The sequence below is a fragment of the Microbispora sp. H13382 genome (genome assembly GCF_014161445.1).
Classification (GTDB): Bacteria; Actinomycetota; Actinomycetes; order Streptosporangiales; family Streptosporangiaceae; genus Microbispora.
In genome coordinates this window covers 15,200-30,864 of the sequence record NZ_JABBXA010000036.1, presented here as the reverse complement: position 1 = coordinate 30,864, position 15,665 = coordinate 15,200, and the positions used below count along the sequence as shown (strand labels likewise).

Here is a 15,665-nt window from a genome sequence, read left to right as displayed (position 1 = left end):
AACCGGCTCAAACGCCACCGCGCTGTCGCCACCCGCTACGACAAACTCGCCGTCCGCTACGAAGCCACGATCCTCATCGCCGCGATCAACGAATGGCTCTGATCGACTTTGATACAGGCCCTAGGCGAGGGTGATGCTGTCGCCGCTCACCGTGATGGTCTTCTCCGCGAGCGGCTTGGTGGCCGGTCCGTTGGTCACGGCACCGTCCTTGGCGCTGAACTTGCTGCCGTGACACGGGCAGACGATCTCGTTGTTCGCGACGCTGGCGACCGGGCAGCCCTGGTGGGTGCAGGTCGCGCTGAACGCCTTGAACGTGCCGGCCTCCGGCTGCGTGATGACGACGTCCTGGTCCTTGAAGACCTTGCCGCCGCCCTGGGGGATGTCGGAGGTCTTCGCGATCTCGCCCCCGCCCTGTGCCGCCTGAGGCTGGCCGTCCTGGGACGTGCCCTGGTCCGCCGACGCCGTGGCGTCCCCGTCGGAGGCACCGCACGCGCTCAGCGCCACGGCCAGCCCGGCGCCCCCGGCGCCGAAGATCACGGCTCGGCGTGTCGTATCCGTCATGCTCATCCTTCCCTGATGCGGCGGCCCGGGACGTCCACGGCCCCGGGTCTTCCCCTGCGCGACGCGTCACTCTGTGTGCTCTCAGGTACGGCCATCACCCCGTGGCCGGTTCAGGATGACGCGGTCGGAAGGAGAAGAGTAGGGAGAGAAGATGAGACGAATACTCATACGCCCAGAATTTTCCGGAGGAAGGCGCCGGTGTGGCTCTCCTCGACGCGGGCGATCTGTTCGGGCGTGCCGGCGGCGACGACCCTGCCGCCCCCGGATCCGCCTTCGGGCCCCATGTCGACGATCCAGTCGGCGGTCTTGATGACGTCGAGGTTGTGCTCGATGACGATCACCGTGTTGCCAGCGTCCACGAGCCGGTTGAGCACGCCGAGAAGCCGCCGGATGTCCTCGAAGTGCAGGCCGGTGGTGGGCTCGTCCAGCACGTACACCGTGCGACCGGTCGACCGCCGCTGCAGCTCGGAGGCGAGCTTCACCCGCTGCGCCTCGCCGCCCGACAGCGTGGTCGCCGGCTGGCCCAGCCGTACGTAACCGAGACCGACGTCGTGCAAGGTCTGCAGGTGACGGCGAATGGCGGGGATCGCCTCGAAGAACCCCAGCGCCTCCTCGATCGGCATGTCGAGGACCTCGGAGATCGTCTTGCCCTTGTAGTGGACCTCCAGCGTCTCCCGGTTGTACCGGGCGCCGTGGCAGACCTCACAGGGGACGTAGACGTCCGGCAGGAAGTTCATCTCGATCTTGATGGTGCCGTCGCCGGAGCAGGCCTCGCAGCGCCCGCCCTTGACGTTGAAGCTGAAGCGGCCCTGCAGGTAGCCGCGGACCTTCGCCTCGGTCGTGGCGGCGAACAGCTTGCGCACGTGGTCGAAGACGCCCGTGTACGTCGCCGGGTTGGACCTCGGCGTACGGCCGATCGGCGACTGGTCGACGTGGACGACCTTGTCCACCAGGTCGGTGCCGACAACCCGGGAGTGCCGTCCCGGCACGGTCTTCGCGCCGTTCAGTTCCTTGGCCAGCGACGCGTAGAGGATGTCGTTGACCAGCGTCGACTTGCCGGACCCCGAGACGCCGGTGACCGCGGTGAAGACGCCGAGCGGGAACTCGACGTCCACTCCCTTGAGGTTGTGTTCGCGGGCGCCCTTCACGACGAGCTGCCGCTTCCTGTCCCGCGGGCGCCGGATCTCCGGCACGGTGATCGCCTTGCGGCCCGACAGGTACGCGCCGGTCAGCGACTCCTCGCTGGCGAGCAGTTCCTGCACGGTGCCGGACACGACGACCTGGCCGCCGTGCTCGCCCGCGCCGGGGCCGATGTCGACCACCCAGTCGGCGGCGGCGATCGTGTCCTCGTCGTGCTCGACCACGATCAGCGTGTTGCCCATGTCGCGCAGCCGGATCAGCGTCTCCAGCAGCCGCTGGTTGTCCCGCTGGTGCAGGCCGATCGACGGCTCGTCCAGCACGTACAGCACGCCGACCAGGCCGGAGCCGATCTGTGTGGCCAGCCTGATCCGCTGCGCCTCGCCACCGGCGAGCGTGCCGGCGGCGCGGTCGAGCGTGAGGTAGTCGAGGCCGACGTCGAGCAGGAAGCCCAGCCGGGCGTTGATCTCCTTGACCACCCGCTCGGCGATGTGCATGTCCCGCTCCGACAGCCGCAGGCCGGACAGGAACTTCGCGCAGTCGGCGATCGACATCCCCGAGACCTCGGCGATCGAGGCGTCCCCGACGGTCACGGCCAGCGAGACCGGCTTCAGACGACGGCCCTTGCAGGCCGGGCAGGGGACCTCGCGCATGAAGCCCTCGAACCGCTCGCGGCTGGCGTCGCTCTCCGACTCGGCGTGCCGGCGCTGCACCCAGGGGATCACGCCCTCGAAGTCGGTGTAGTACGACCGCTGCCTGCCGTACCGGTTGCTGTAGCGGATGTGGACCTGCTCGTCGTGGCCGTGCAGGATCGCCTTCTGCGCCTTCTTCGGCAGCCGCTCCCACGGGGTGTCGAGGTCGAAGCCGAGCCCGTTGCCCAGCGCCTCCAGCAGCCGTACGAAATAGTCGCTGGTGTGGCCGTTCGCCCACGGGCTGATGGCGCCGTCGCCGAGCGTGCGCTCGGGGTCGGGGACGAGGAGATCGGGATCGACCTCCATGCGGGTGCCGAGGCCGGTGCACTCGGGACAGGCGCCGAAGGGCGAGTTGAACGAGAACGACCGCGGCTCCAGCTCCTCGAACGACAGGTCGTCGTAGGGGCAGTAGAGGTGCTCGGAGTAGAAGCGCTCACGGTTGGGGTCGTCGTCCGGCAGGTCGACGAAGTCGAGCGTGATGGTGCCGCCGGACAGCTGCAGCGCCGTCTCCACCGAGTCGGTCAGCCTGCGCCGCGCGCTCTCCTTGACCGACAGACGGTCGACGATCACCTCGATGTCGTGCTTCTCGTACTTCTTGAGGGTGGGCGGTTCCTCCAGGCGCACGATCGTGCCGTCGACGCGGGCCCGGGCATAGCCCTTGGTCTGCAGCTCGCGGAACAGCTCGGCGTACTCCCCCTTGCGGCCTCGGACGATCGGGGCGAGGACCTGGAACCGGGTGCCCTCCTCCAGTTCGAGCACACGGTCCACGATCTGCTGCGGCGTCTGCCGGGCGATCGGGCGCGCGCACTGCGGGCAGTGCGGCTTGCCGATGCGCGCCCACAGCAGGCGCAGGTAGTCGTAGACCTCGGTGATCGTGCCGACGGTCGAACGGGGGTTGCGGCTGGTGGACTTCTGGTCGATGGAGACGGCCGGGGACAGGCCCTCGATGAAGTCGACGTCGGGCTTGTCCATCTGACCCAGGAACTGCCGGGCGTACGCGGACAGGGACTCCACGTACCGCCGCTGTCCCTCGGCGAAGATCGTGTCGAAGGCCAGGCTGGACTTGCCGGAGCCCGACAGTCCGGTGAAGACGATCAGAGCGTCTCGCGGGAGGTCGAGCGAGACGTCCTTCAAATTGTGTTCGCGTGCGCCACGCACGATCAGGCGGTCAGCCACGGTGGTCCCGATAGGTCGATGAGGTGAATGGAGGTGCACGGGCAGGCTATCCAGAGCCACCGACAATTTCGGGGGGCATCGTGCGGCGGCCGGAGGGGGCGGCCCCGCGTGCTGTGTGGGACACGCTCCGTGAACCAGGGTATGAGCTTCGTCAAACCGATGCCTGCCATCCGCAGGAAACCCCTGCTCATACAACCGCCGCGGGCGCCGTCCTCTTCCCTGGCGGGTGTGGGGACGGCAGCCGGGGGTGCCAGGGGCCATGATTCTCTCCATGTCCGTTATCGACGAGATCGAGCGGGAGCTCGCCGAGGCGACCGGGCGCCTGCTGGCAACCGCCGCCCGCCTCACCGACGAGGATCTCCGCGCGCCCTCCCTGCTGCCCGGCTGGACGAGGGGCCACGTGCTCACGCACGTCGCCCGCAACGCCGACAGCTACGTCAACCTGCTGTCCTGGGCGCGCACGGGGGTGCGCACCCCGCAGTACGCCTCGGCGCGGGCCCGCGAGGCCGACATCGAGGCGGGGGCGGCCCGCCCCGCCGCCGAGCAGCTCGCCGACCTCCGCGACAGCGCCGGGCGGTTCGCGGCGGCGGTCCGGCGGATGCCCGCCGCGGCGTGGACCGCGCTGGTCTCGGGGATGAACCCGCCCGACCACCCCGCCTGGTACGTCCCGATCCGGCGGCTCAGGGAGGTCGAGGTGCACCACGCCGACCTCGGGGCAGGCTACGGATGGGCCGACTGGCCCGAGACGTACGTGAGACGAGAGCTGCACGACACGATGCTCTGGCTCGGCAGTGAGAGCCCGGCGGGCGAGGTCGTCGCCCGCGAGCCGGGCACCGGCGAGGTCGTACGGACCTGGACGGGTCTCGGCGACGGCCCCGTCGTGGAGGGGACGCCGCGCGAGCTGCTCGCGTGGCTCGCGGGCAGGACCGACGGCGCGGGCCTGCGATTCGGTGCACCACAGGCGCCTCCCCGGCTCGACGCTCCCGATGCCCGCCTCCGGCGCGACACTCCCGATGCGCGCCCCCGGCGCGACGCGGCCGGGGGGCCGCCGTCCCCGCCGCCCTGGCCGAAGCCGTCCCCCGCGGGCCTGCCCGCCGAACCACCGTCGTCCTGGCCACCCGCCGGGAACCAGAGCCGGGAACCCAGAGAGGAACGATCATGACCTATACCGGAAACGTCACAAAGGACGGGCCCGCCGACGTCCGCGAGGTCCCCGGGCTGACGATCTCGAAGATCGAGGTCGGCGACTTCGGCAACAACGCGTACCTGCTGCGGTGCGCGGAGACCGGCGACGGGGTGCTGATCGACGCGGCGGCCGAGCCCGACCGGCTGCTCGATCTCATCGGCGACATGCCGATCAGCGCCATCGTGACCACCCACCGGCACCCCGACCACTGGATGGCCCTGGAGGAGGTCGCGCGGGCCACCGGAGCTCAGACCGTCGCCCACCCACTCGACGCCCCCGAACTGCCGGTGAAGGTGACCAGGGAGGTCGAGCACGGCGACCGGGTGACGGTCGGCGTGGTGACGCTGGACGTCATCCACCTGCGCGGCCACACCCCCGGCTCGATCGCGCTGCTCTACCGGGACCGCCACCTGTTCACCGGCGACTCCCTGTTCCCCGGCGGCGTCGGCAACACGCAGAAGGACCCGGCCCGGTTCGAGCAGCTGTTCACCGACGTCGTGGAACGGATCTTCGACCGGCTGGCCGACGAGACCTGGGTCTACCCCGGCCACGGCAGGGACACCACCCTCGGCGCCGAGCGGCCGCACCTGCCGGAGTGGAAAGCCCGCGGCTGGTGACGGACGCCGGTACGGCCGGCGTCCCGCCCCGGGGCGCCGGCTCGTCCCGGCGCCGCGGTTCCGTCCCGAACGGGGCCGCGTCGTCTGCGTGATTCGGAGGGCTCCTGCGGGGCAGCGGCTACCGCACGGACCGTCGGAGGAGCCCCCGGATGACCCCCCTCATGACCCCCCTCGCCGGCGCGGCCGCGTGGAGCGGCCACGACACCCGCCTCATCGTGGCCGCCCTGGCCGGCATCGCGGTCATCGTGCTGCTGATCACCAAGCTGCGGACCCACCCGTTCCTCGCTCTCGCGCTCGGCTCGGGCGTGCTCGGCCTGGTGGCCGGCATGGCCCCCGACAAGCTGATCGACAGCTTCTCCGCCGGTCTGGGCTCGACCGTCGCCGGAGTTGGCGTGCTCATCGCCCTCGGGGCGATGCTGGGCAAGCTCCTGGCCGACTCGGGCGGGGCCGACGAGATCGTCGACGGCATCCTGCGCCGCAGCGGTGACCGGGCGCTGCCATGGGCGGTGACGCTGATCGCGGTGCTCATCGGACTGCCGATGTTCTTCGAGATCGGGCTGGTCCTGCTGATCCCCGTCATCCTGCTGGTGGCCCGGCGGAGCGGCCGTCCGCTGCTGCTGATCGCGGTCCCCGCCCTCGCGGGCCTGTCCGTCCTGCACGGCTTGGTGCCCCCGCATCCCGGGCCGCTGGTCGCGATCGACACCCTCAAGGCGGACCTCGGGCTCACGCTCGGGCTGGGCCTGCTGGTGGCGATCCCGACCGTGATCGTGTCCGGCCCGCTGTTCGCAAGGCTCGCCGCCCGGTGGGTGCGACCGGCGCCGCCGGAGCGGCTGGAACGCGAACAGACCCCGGAGACGAAGGACGCGGAACCGGAGGACGGGGAGCGCCCCCGGCCGGGCTTCGGCGTCACGGTGGCCACGATCCTGCTGCCGGTCGTGCTGATGCTGGGCCGGGCCGTCGTGGAGATCGTCCTGCCGGAGGACCATACGGTGCGCACCCTGTTCGAGGTCCTCGGCACTCCCCTGATCGCCCTGCTGATCGGAGTGATCGTGGCGATGTTCACGCTGGGCCGCGCCGCGGGCTTCGGCCGGGCCCGGATCTCCTCGGCGATCGCCGACTCGCTGCCGCCGATCGCCGGAATCCTGCTAATCGTCGGCGCGGGCGGCGGCTTCAAGCAGACCCTGGTCGACTCGGGCGTCGGCAAGGTCATCGGCGAGGCCGCGCAGGGCGCGAGCGTACCCGTGCTGGTGCTCGGCTGGCTGATCGCCGTCGGCATCCGGCTGGCCACCGGTTCCGCGACCGTCGCCACGATCTCCGCCGCCGGGATCGCCGCGCCGCTGGCCGCCGGTCAGTCCCCCGCCCACGTCGCCCTGCTCGTGCTCGCCATCGGCGCCGGGTCGCTGTTCTTCTCCCACGTGAACGACGCCGGGTTCTGGCTGGTCAAGGAGTACCTCGGGATGTCCGTCGGCGAGACGATCAGGAGCTGGTCGATCATGGAGACGGTCATCTCCGTGGTGTCGTTCTGCTGCGTGCTCCTGCTCGGGCTGGTGGTCTGAGACGTCCGTATAGTGAACGGCGCAAACCGTCCTTTCCCTGGAGCCGGGCACCTCATGGAGATCACTGGAATCGAACTGCGCCGGATCGCGATGCCGCTCGTCGCGCCGTTCCGGACGTCGTTCGGCACCGAGACCGCACGCGACGTCCTGCTGGTGCGGGTGGTGACGCCGGAGGCCGAGGGCTGGGGCGAGTGCGTGGCGATGTCCGAGCCGCTCTACTCCTCCGAGTACGTGGACGCGGCGGCCGACGTGCTGCGGCGTTTCCTGATCCCCGCGCTGCCCCGCGGACTGGACCCCCAGGCCGTCGGTCCCGCCCTCGCGCCGTTCAAGGGTCACCGGATGGCCAAGGCGGCGCTGGAGGCGGCGGTGCTCGACGCGTCGCTCCGGATCACCGGCGAGTCCTTCGCCCGCTACCTCGGCGCCACCCGCGACCGCGTCCCCTGCGGCGTCTCGGTCGGGATCATGGGCTCGGTGGCCGAACTGCTCGACACGGTCGGAGCGTACGTCGAGGAGGGGTACGTACGGGTCAAGCTGAAGATCGGGCCGGGGTGGGACGTGGCGCCGGTCCGCGCGGTCCGCGAGCGGTTCGGGGAGGAGCTGCTGCTCCAGGTGGACGCCAACGCGGCCTACACGCTCGCGGACGCCCGGCACCTGGCCCGGCTGGACGACTTCGACCTGCTGCTGATCGAGCAGCCGCTGGCCGACGACGACCTCGTTCAACACGCCCGGCTCGCCCGGTCGATCCGTACCCCGATCTGCCTGGACGAGTCGATCGAGTCCGCCGCCCACGCGGCGGCGGCGATCAGCCTCGGCGCCTGCTCGGTGATCAACATCAAGCCGGGGCGGGTGGGCGGTTACCTGGAGGCCCGGCGCATCCACGACCTGTGCCGCGCCCACGGCGTCGCGGTCTGGTGCGGCGGCATGCTGGAGACCGGCATCGGCCGGGCCGCCAACGTCGCGCTGGCCGCGCTGCCCGGCTTCACGCTCCCGGGCGACACCTCCGCCTCCCGGCGCTACTTCCACACGGACGTGACCCCGCCGTTCGAGCTGGACGGCGGGCACCTCGACGTGCCGGACGGCCCTGGGCTGGGCGTGGACCCCGTTCCGGACGTCCTGGACGAGGTCACCACGGCGACGGAGTGGATCCGCCTGTAAGGAAGGATGCGACCGCCGGGCGTCGCCAAGGGCACGATGCCGGCCCGTCAGGCGCCGCCGAGGGCAGGAAGCGACCCGTCAGGCGCCGCCGAGGGCAGGAAGCGACCCGTCAGGCGCCGCCGAGGGCAGGAAGCGACCCGTCAGGCGCCGCCGAGGGCAGGAAGCGACCCGTCAGGCGTCGCCGAGGGCAGGGTGCGGCCGGGGCTCGCCGGTGGTGAAGACCTTGACGATGCGGTCGGCCGCGAGAGCGGGCTCCTCCGCGCTCTCCACCACGTCGCCCCAGGACCAGCGGTAGAACCAGCCGTCCGACATCGCGACGCAGTCGACGGTCTCGGTGAACAGCGCCGCGTCCGGGTCGCGGACCTTCAGCGACGGCGGATCGGGGCGCAGGGACGCCTCCAGTCCCCGCAGCTCAAGCTCGCGGGCCAGTTTGCCGAGGAAGTACGTCCGGGTGTGCTCACGAGGCATGGCGACCAGGGCTCCATTGGACTAGGCGTTTTCTCCACAGGATTGGCCGGGCCCAAGGTGGCGGGCCCCAGCCGACCGGGGCCCTGTCCGTGCGACGACGTCAGCCCGCGTTCTCCGAGCGTCGTTCCCTGCGTTGCTGCTGTTTGAACATGAGAACCCGAAGCGGAATCGCTGAGACGATCGCGATCTGCATCGTGGCGCCCACCTTGATCAGCTGGTCGCCGCCGGCGAGACCGGCCGCCCAGATCGTCAGGCACGCCACGTTGATCAGCATCCAGGCCAGCACGACGGCCGCCAGGTTGCCCTTCGGCTTGGGGTACTCGATGCGGCTGACCATCAGCCAGGCCACCCCGAAGATGGCGGCGATCGTGAGGTAGTTCGGCTGGAAGAGCAGCACGATCGACACCACGGTCATGGCGCCCATCGGGATCGGCAGGCCCATGAAGTCGCCGCTCTTGGTCTTCACGCAGGCGAAGCGTGCCAGCCGTACCACGCCGGCGAGCAGGACGGACCCGGCCGCGCACAGCACCAGCCACAGCGGGAGCTTGCCGGAGAAGCCGGCCCAGATCATCACCATGAAGGCGGGCGCGAAGCCGAAGCTGATCACGTCGGCGAGGTTGTCCAGTTCGGCGCCCATCGCGGACGCGCGGAACTTCCTCGCCACCAGGCCGTCGAACAGGTCGCAGGTCGCGCCGATGAGCAGCAGCACCACGGCGGTGCCGAAGAAGCGCGGGTCGGGGGCGAACTTGCCGCTGGCCTGCAGGTCGCTGATCGCCGACCAGGCGAGCACGCAGACGGCGAGGAAGCCGCTGAGGGCGTTGCCGAGCGACAGGGAGTCGGCGGCCGACAGGCGGAAGGCCTTGCCGACGGGCCCGCGTGGCTCCTCGGTCGCCTCCTCCACCGGCCAGGAGGCTTCGGCTCCGAGGTCAGACGTGGTCAAGACGTGTCACCCCCGCGACGGTCCGGGTGCCGACGGTGACCGCCGGCCTGATGCCCTCGGGCAGGTAGACGTCCACCCGGGAGCCGAAACGGATCAGTCCGACCCGCTCGCCCTGGACGACCTTCGCGCCCGCGAACAGGTACGGCACGATGCGGCGCGCGACGGCGCCGGCGATCTGGACCATCTCGATGTCCCCGAGCACGGTGTCGAAATGCCAGACGACGCGCTCGTTGTTGTCGCTGTCCTTGTTGAAGGCCGGCACGAAGCCGCCGGGCACGTGCTCGACCGAGGTGACCGTGCCGGCCGTGGGCGCCCGGTTGACGTGTACGTTCAGCGGACTCATGAAGATCGCGACCCGGGTCCGGCCGTCCGGCCAGGGGTCGATGCTCTGCACGACGCCGTCGGCGGGAGAGATGATCCTGCCCTCGCCGGGCACGCGCTCGGGATCGCGGAAGAACCAGAGCATCCCGCCGGTCAGCGCGGCGAGTGGCGCCGCGGCCAGCGCCCAACGGGGCGACCTTCGGGTGAGAACGGCGGTGACGGCCGCCGCCGCGGCGGTCGGAGCCAGCCACGGGGACACCCCGCGTGCGAGTCTGACTCGTCCCCGGGCACTTCCCGCGAGCCCGGATTCAGGGCCGCGGGGCAACGATTCGTTGGACACAGATGACCTTTGTACTCTTCTGGCGACTATGGACCGGCATGCGAGCTAACGATCGATATTACCGATCCGGCAGTCAATGTGTGGCACAACGAGAACAAGCAAACAGGGTGAGTGCCCGTTTTCGCTAGCCCTGCGGGGCTTCCGCCTGAGAGGCCTCCGCTTGCGAGGCTTCCGCCGGAGTGGTGGTCCTGTCGTCGCGGCGAGCCTTGATGAGACTGGCGACGGTGGTCACGGCCATGGTCACGCCGATGACTGCCAGCGACACCCAGATGGGGATCTGAGGAGCCCAGGAGACCTCGTTTTCGTGAAGTGCTTCGAGAATCAGCTTAACCCCGATGAAACCGAGGATGAACGCCAATCCGTAGCTGATGTAGACCAGCCGCTGCAGCAGACCGCCGAGCAGGAAGTAGAGCTGACGCAGTCCCATCAGGGCGAACGCGTTCGCGGAGAACACGATGAAGGCCGCCTTCGTGAGACCGAAGATGGCCGGAATCGAATCGAGGGCGAACAGCAGATCGGTGGTGCCGATCGCGATCATCACGATCAGCATGGGCGTCACCATGCGCTTGCCGTCCACCCGCACGGTCACCCGGGAGCCGACGTAGTCCGGCGTGGTCGGGAAGACCCGCCGGGCCCAGCGCAGGAGGATGTTCTCGTTGAACTCCTCGTCATCCTTGTTGTGGTCCCGGATCAGCGTGTACGCCGTGTAGATCAGGAAGAACCCGAACGCGTACAGCAGCCAGCCGAAGCGGCTCAGCGCGGCGGCCCCGATGGCGATGAAGATCCCGCGCATGACGAGCGCGAGGACGATGCCCACGAGCAGGACCTTGTGCTGGTAGATCCGGGGCACCCCGAAGCGGGTCATGATGATGTAGAAGACGAACAGGTTGTCGACGCTGAGGCTGTATTCCGTCAGATAGCCCGCGAAGAACTCGCCACCGGTCCCTGGGCCCTCCCAAATCGTTAACCCGATGCCGAACAGCACCGCCAGGCAGACGTAGAAGCCCACCCAGATGCTGGCCTGCCGCATCGAGAACTCACGTGGTTCACCCCGATCCACGATCCACAGGTCGACGGCGACCACAACGAGGAGACCCACGATGACCAGGGCCCACAACCACAGGGGTGCATGTACCACGATTACCTCCGGCGCGCGCTGAACACACTGCCGGAGGTCTCTCCCGCCCGTACGCGCACGGACCGACGGCCCCGGGTGCTGACACCGTGATGACGGAACCGCCGCGAAGGGATACTCCCCCCCAACCCGTCCAGTATATGGATCAGACTTAGCCTCACCTAATCCTTGCCGGAACGTCGGCGATCCTCGGCCGAACCAGCGATGGCTCACCGGGCCGACGGTCTTCTGTCACCGGCGCGGGAGGATATTCGCACCCTCCAGCCACCCCGATCACCGCTACGACGCCAGCCCGTACGCCCTGAGCACCGCACGCAGCGCCGCGTCCTCGTCGGGCAGTTCCCGGCCCCGGCGTACGGAGGCCTGCGCCAGGCGGGCGGCCAGGGCGGGATCGCCGAGCAGGCGGCCGATCTCCCGGCTCAGCGCGCCCGGGTCCTGCGGCGGCACCAGCAGGGCCGCCTCGCCCACCATCTCCGGGATGCCCCCCACCCGGGTCGCGATGATCGGCCTGCCCGCCCGCAGCGCCTCCTGGACGCTCAGCGGCTGCCCTTCCCATCTGCTGGGCACGATCACCGCCGTCGCGACCTGAAGCAGGTCGGCCGGGTCGGCCCAGCCGTACAGGACCACGGGCAGTTCCTCGGCGCCGACACGGGACTGAAGCTCCGCGCGCAACGGCCCGTCGCCCGCGATCACGAAGACCGGATCCCCCTTGTACGGCCCGGCCGCCGCGTCGAGCAGCGTCTCCAGGCCCTTCTGCTGGGCCAGCCGGGCGACCGTGAGGAGGATCGGCCGCTCCCGCGCGGCCGGTGTCGCGGCCGCCGAGCCGGACAGCCGGGCGACGATCTCGGCCCGCACCTTCTCGGCCGGGCGAGCGGGTTTCGCGAGCGGCGGCGCGGGCACCACCGCGAGGTCCACCCCGCGTGCGCCCCTCGCCCGCATGCGCTCCGCGACGTCCGGCGAGATCGCCAGAACCCGGTCCGCGCGCCGGGCGACGATCCGTTCCAGCAGCCGGTAGACCGTCCCGATCGCCCCGCCCGCCGTGACCGCGTTGTGCAGAGTGACCACGAGGCGCGGCCATCCCCGCGCCCCGGTGAGGGCGAGCGCGGCAAGCGCCCCGGACCGCAGCCCGTGGGCGTGGACGACGTCCGCGCCGCGGGCGAGCTTACGCAGGCGCAGGGCGGTCCGCAGGTCGTGCGCGGGGTGCGGCCGGTCGGCGATCTCGACCTCGGCGAAGCCCGCGCCGGTGCCGGTGAAGCCGAAGGCCTCCTCGGTGCTGCCGGGGCCCGCGACCAGCACCCGGTGCCCCCGCGCGACCAGCCCGCCGGCGAGCATCCGCACGTGCCGGCCCACACCCCCCACGCTCGACCCCAGCACGAGCACTATCCGGCTCATGCCTCCTCCTCGCCTGCGGCTCGAAGTGGCATGCGCCAGGCACCGTGCTCATCTACTCGCTCGCTACGCTCGCTCATGCCTCCTCCTCACCTGCGGCTCGAAGTGGCATGCGCCAGACACCGTGCTCATCCACTCGCTCGCTACGCTCGCTCATGCCTCCTCCTCACCTGCGGCTCGAAGTGGCATGCGCCAGGCACCGTGCTCATCTACTCGCTCGCTACGCTCGCTCATGCCTCCTCCTCGCCTGCGGCTCGAAGTGGCATTCGCCAGACACCGTGCTCATCTACTCGCTCACTACGCTCGCTCACACCGCCTCCTCGGCCGGCGGGTCCGCCGGACTCGCGACTCTCCCGCGTCTGACTCCGGACAGGGCGGCCGCCAGGTCCGCGCGGTCCACGAGCGCGGCGACGAGGAGCCCCGCGACCACGGCCGTCAGACCGGCCAGAGCGGCCGTGAGGAGACCGCCCCACGGCCCTGCCCCCGCCAGGGGAAGCCGGGCGGCCGCCGCTCCCGCGAGGAACCCCGCACCCCCGCCCAGCAGGGCTGCCAGACCGGCCCGCGCGACGCCGTGGACGGCCCGCGCTCCCCGCGCCCGCACGACCGAGGCCAGCAGCAGCGCGGCCCCCACGGTCATGCCGGCCGCCTGGCCGAGCGCGAGCCCGCCCAGACCCCAGCCGTCCGGCAGCACGATGACGAACGCCACCTGGGCGACGGCCACGACCAGCCATCCGGCGACCTGCCCCCGGGCCGCCGCCCTGCCCTGCCCCGCGGCGTACAGCACCCGGCTGAGGTGGGCCACCAGGCCGTACCCGATCAGCCCCGGCGCGAACAGCGCGATCCCCCGGGCGAACTCGGCCGCGGCGACCTCGGTGTCCGCCTGGGCGAGGAAGACGTGCGCGACCGGTCCCGCGATGGCGGCGAGCGCGCCGGCCGCCAGGCCGCAGACCAGCACGACCGCGCGGGTCGTCCGCGCCGCCAGCGCCGCGAAGCCCTCGGCCTCGGCCTGTGCCCGTGCGGCGAGCGCGGGGAACGCGCTGGTCGCGATGGGCACCGCGAGCACGGCGTACGGCACCTGATAGATCGCCCAAGCGTAGTTGTAGGCGGGCAGCGCGCCCCCGCCGACGCGGTTGGCCACGGGGATCAGGATCGCCGCGGCGGCCTGCTGGGCGACCAGCGCGCTCAGCCCGGCCAGGGCCAGCCGCCGCACCTGTACGGCGACGCCCTCGGGAAAGCGGAGCGTGGGCCGCCATCGCAGGCCGAGCCGCCACGTGGGCCCGACCACGGTGACCACCAGGGCCAGCACCCCGAGCGTCGTGCCCGCCGACAGCGCGATCTCGGCCGGTCCCGGCACCGTGGCGGGATCCTTGTGGCCGCCGCTGAGCGGACCGAAGGCAAGGTACGCGACGATGACCACCACGCTCGACACCAGCGGCGCCAGCGCCGGCCCCGAGAAGCGGCGATGGGCCTGCAGCACGCCGTAGAGCACCACGGCCATGCCGTACAACGGGATCTGCGGCGCGAAGACGACCAGCATGCGCGCGGCCACGGCGGCGACCTGACCGGGGTCGCAGCCTCCCACCTCGGAGCCGACGAGCAGGCGCGCCACGGGCACCGCGACCAGCGTGGTCAGCGCCGCGAGCGGCACCAGCAGCACCAGCACCCAGGTCAGCAGCGCGGAGGCGATCCGGCCGATCTCGTCGCGCGCCCCGCCGTCCGATCTGGCGGCGGCGCCGGCGAGCACCGGGACGACCATCCCGGCGAGCGCGCCGCCCGCCACGACCTCGAAGACGATGTTCGGCACGTTGTTGGCCGTGTAGTAGGCGCTGGCCAGGCAGTTCGTGCCGACCGTGCGGGCGAACGCCAGCTGCTTGGCGAAGCCTGTCACCCGGGCCAGGACCGTGATGACCCCGATGAGGACCGCCGCCCCGGCGATCCCCGCCCCGAGTCGTCTAACCATGCCGCTTATCCACGCCGCTTATCCATGCCGGTGCCGTACGCCGTCGCGGACGACCCTGGTCGTCCAGGTCACCCGCGCGGCCCCGACGTGCCGGGGGCGGTCTGCGGAGCGCGGCGGCCGAGCATGTCCAGGCGGTTGAGCACCCGGTTGCCGGCGATGACCTTGGTGAAGCTGACCTTCTCCGAGGCCGCGGTGAGAGCGGCGACGACACCGAGGGCGGCGATCCGGCCGGGCCGGCCCAGCCGGGCGGTGGCCGCCAGGCCGAGCAGCGCGCCGAGCGCGTTCGCCCCGGCGTCGCCGAGCATCGCCCGCTCGCCCAGGTCCTCGGGCAGCAGCGCCGCCGCCGCGCCCAGCGGAACGGCGGTCAGCGCGGCCGCCTGGCGGGAGCGCGGGCCGTACGGCGCCGCGACCGAGGCGGCCAGCAGGGGCGCCCCGGCGAGCAGCCCGACCTTGATCGCGCGGCCGGGCCGCAGGTCGAACAGGTTGGCCAGGTTGGCGCTGCCGGCGATCAGCGCGCCGTCGATGAGGGTGTCGAGAGACCGCGTCACCATGCCCCGGCCGTCGCGGGGGGCGAGCGCCGCCGCGGCGAGCCCGGTCGCGCCGATGCCGAGGATCTTGACCGCTCCGCTGGTCACCTCGCCACGCGCGAGCGCGGCCAGGTGCCCCTTGAACCCCTTCGACGAGGTCGAGCCGAACAGGTCGTCGTACGCACCGAGGACGCCGCTGCCCGCGCCGGCGAGCACGGCCGCCGCCCGGGTGCGTACGGGCAGGCCGGGGGCGAGGGCGGAGGCGGCGACCGCGCCGGCGGCGAACGCCGGGCCCTCCAGCAGCGTGACCGGCTCGCCCCGGTGGTTGACCCGGGTCCAGTACTCGTCGGCGGTCTTCTCGTCACCGATGGGCGGGCGGCGCCGGAACGCGGCGAAGGCGGCGCGCGCGGCGACGGCGCCGAGCGCGGCGCCGACGGCGGCCCCGAGCGCCGCGGCGGCGCGGGTGCCGGCCTGGGAACGTGTGGCCACGGCTGTTGCCCTTCTC

General features: G+C 71.6%; 13 protein-coding genes. 4 read left to right on the top strand and 9 right to left on the bottom strand.

Translation table 11 applies throughout. The annotated features are described in order from the left end of the window. Positions 1-120: 120 nt before the first annotated feature. Positions 121-561, bottom strand: coding sequence for a Rieske (2Fe-2S) protein (locus tag HHX41_RS38990; RefSeq protein WP_182909949.1), 441 nt, complete (start codon positions 559-561; stop codon positions 121-123). Between the two features lie 164 nt (positions 562-725). After that, positions 726-3,566, bottom strand: coding sequence for an excinuclease ABC subunit UvrA (gene uvrA, locus HHX41_RS38985; protein WP_182909948.1), 2,841 nt, complete (start codon positions 3,564-3,566; stop codon positions 726-728). Between the two features lie 271 nt (positions 3,567-3,837). On the opposite strand from uvrA, the gene HHX41_RS38980 reads away from it, so the two are divergent. The 4 genes from HHX41_RS38980 (at position 3,838) to menC (ending at position 8,080) form a co-directional block, all read left to right on the top strand. Continuing rightward, on the top strand, positions 3,838-4,728 hold the full coding sequence (locus HHX41_RS38980; RefSeq protein WP_182909947.1) for a maleylpyruvate isomerase family mycothiol-dependent enzyme: 891 nt from the start codon (positions 3,838-3,840) through the stop codon (positions 4,726-4,728). Next, positions 4,725-5,369: an MBL fold metallo-hydrolase gene (locus HHX41_RS38975; RefSeq protein ID WP_169986012.1), complete on the top strand. Its 645-nt coding sequence runs from the start codon at positions 4,725-4,727 to the stop codon at positions 5,367-5,369. The genes HHX41_RS38980 and HHX41_RS38975 overlap by 4 nt, the downstream gene beginning before the upstream one ends. A 149-nt stretch (positions 5,370-5,518) precedes the next feature. After that, a complete protein-coding gene (locus HHX41_RS38970; RefSeq protein WP_220504834.1) occupies positions 5,519-6,925 on the top strand; it encodes a gluconate:H+ symporter in 1,407 nt (468 codons plus the stop codon). A 54-nt stretch (positions 6,926-6,979) separates the two neighbouring features. Beyond that, positions 6,980-8,080 (top strand): o-succinylbenzoate synthase, encoded by a 1,101-nt coding sequence (gene menC, locus HHX41_RS38965; RefSeq protein WP_182909946.1) that lies wholly within the window; start codon positions 6,980-6,982, stop codon positions 8,078-8,080. Positions 8,081-8,251: 171 nt separating this feature from the next. Here menC and HHX41_RS38960 read toward each other — a convergent pair whose 3' ends face one another. From HHX41_RS38960 to HHX41_RS38930, 7 genes are all read right to left on the bottom strand, one after another. Continuing rightward, positions 8,252-8,548 carry a hypothetical protein gene (locus tag HHX41_RS38960; RefSeq protein WP_030507339.1) on the bottom strand — a complete coding sequence of 99 codons (297 nt, stop codon included), beginning with the start codon at positions 8,546-8,548 and terminating at the stop codon, positions 8,252-8,254. Between the two features lie 100 nt (positions 8,549-8,648). Further along, positions 8,649-9,488 carry a CDP-diacylglycerol--serine O-phosphatidyltransferase gene (gene pssA, locus HHX41_RS38955; protein ID WP_169986016.1) on the bottom strand — a complete coding sequence of 280 codons (840 nt, stop codon included), beginning with the start codon at positions 9,486-9,488 and terminating at the stop codon, positions 8,649-8,651. After that, positions 9,475-10,134, bottom strand: coding sequence for a phosphatidylserine decarboxylase (locus HHX41_RS38950; RefSeq protein WP_169986066.1), 660 nt, complete (start codon positions 10,132-10,134; stop codon positions 9,475-9,477). The genes pssA and HHX41_RS38950 overlap by 14 nt, the downstream gene beginning before the upstream one ends. A 139-nt stretch (positions 10,135-10,273) precedes the next feature. Further along, a complete protein-coding gene (locus HHX41_RS38945; protein ID WP_182909945.1) occupies positions 10,274-11,287 on the bottom strand; it encodes a TerC family protein in 1,014 nt (337 codons plus the stop codon). A 276-nt stretch (positions 11,288-11,563) separates the two neighbouring features. Beyond that, on the bottom strand, positions 11,564-12,676 hold the full coding sequence (locus HHX41_RS38940) for a glycosyltransferase family 4 protein (protein WP_182909944.1): 1,113 nt from the start codon (positions 12,674-12,676) through the stop codon (positions 11,564-11,566). 304 nt (positions 12,677-12,980) lie between these two features. Then, on the bottom strand, positions 12,981-14,633 hold the full coding sequence (gene murJ / locus HHX41_RS38935; protein ID WP_182909943.1) for a murein biosynthesis integral membrane protein MurJ: 1,653 nt from the start codon (positions 14,631-14,633) through the stop codon (positions 12,981-12,983). A 68-nt stretch (positions 14,634-14,701) separates the two neighbouring features. Beyond that, a complete protein-coding gene (locus tag HHX41_RS38930; protein ID WP_182909942.1) occupies positions 14,702-15,649 on the bottom strand; it encodes a hypothetical protein in 948 nt (315 codons plus the stop codon). Between the last annotated feature and the right edge of the window lie 16 nt (positions 15,650-15,665).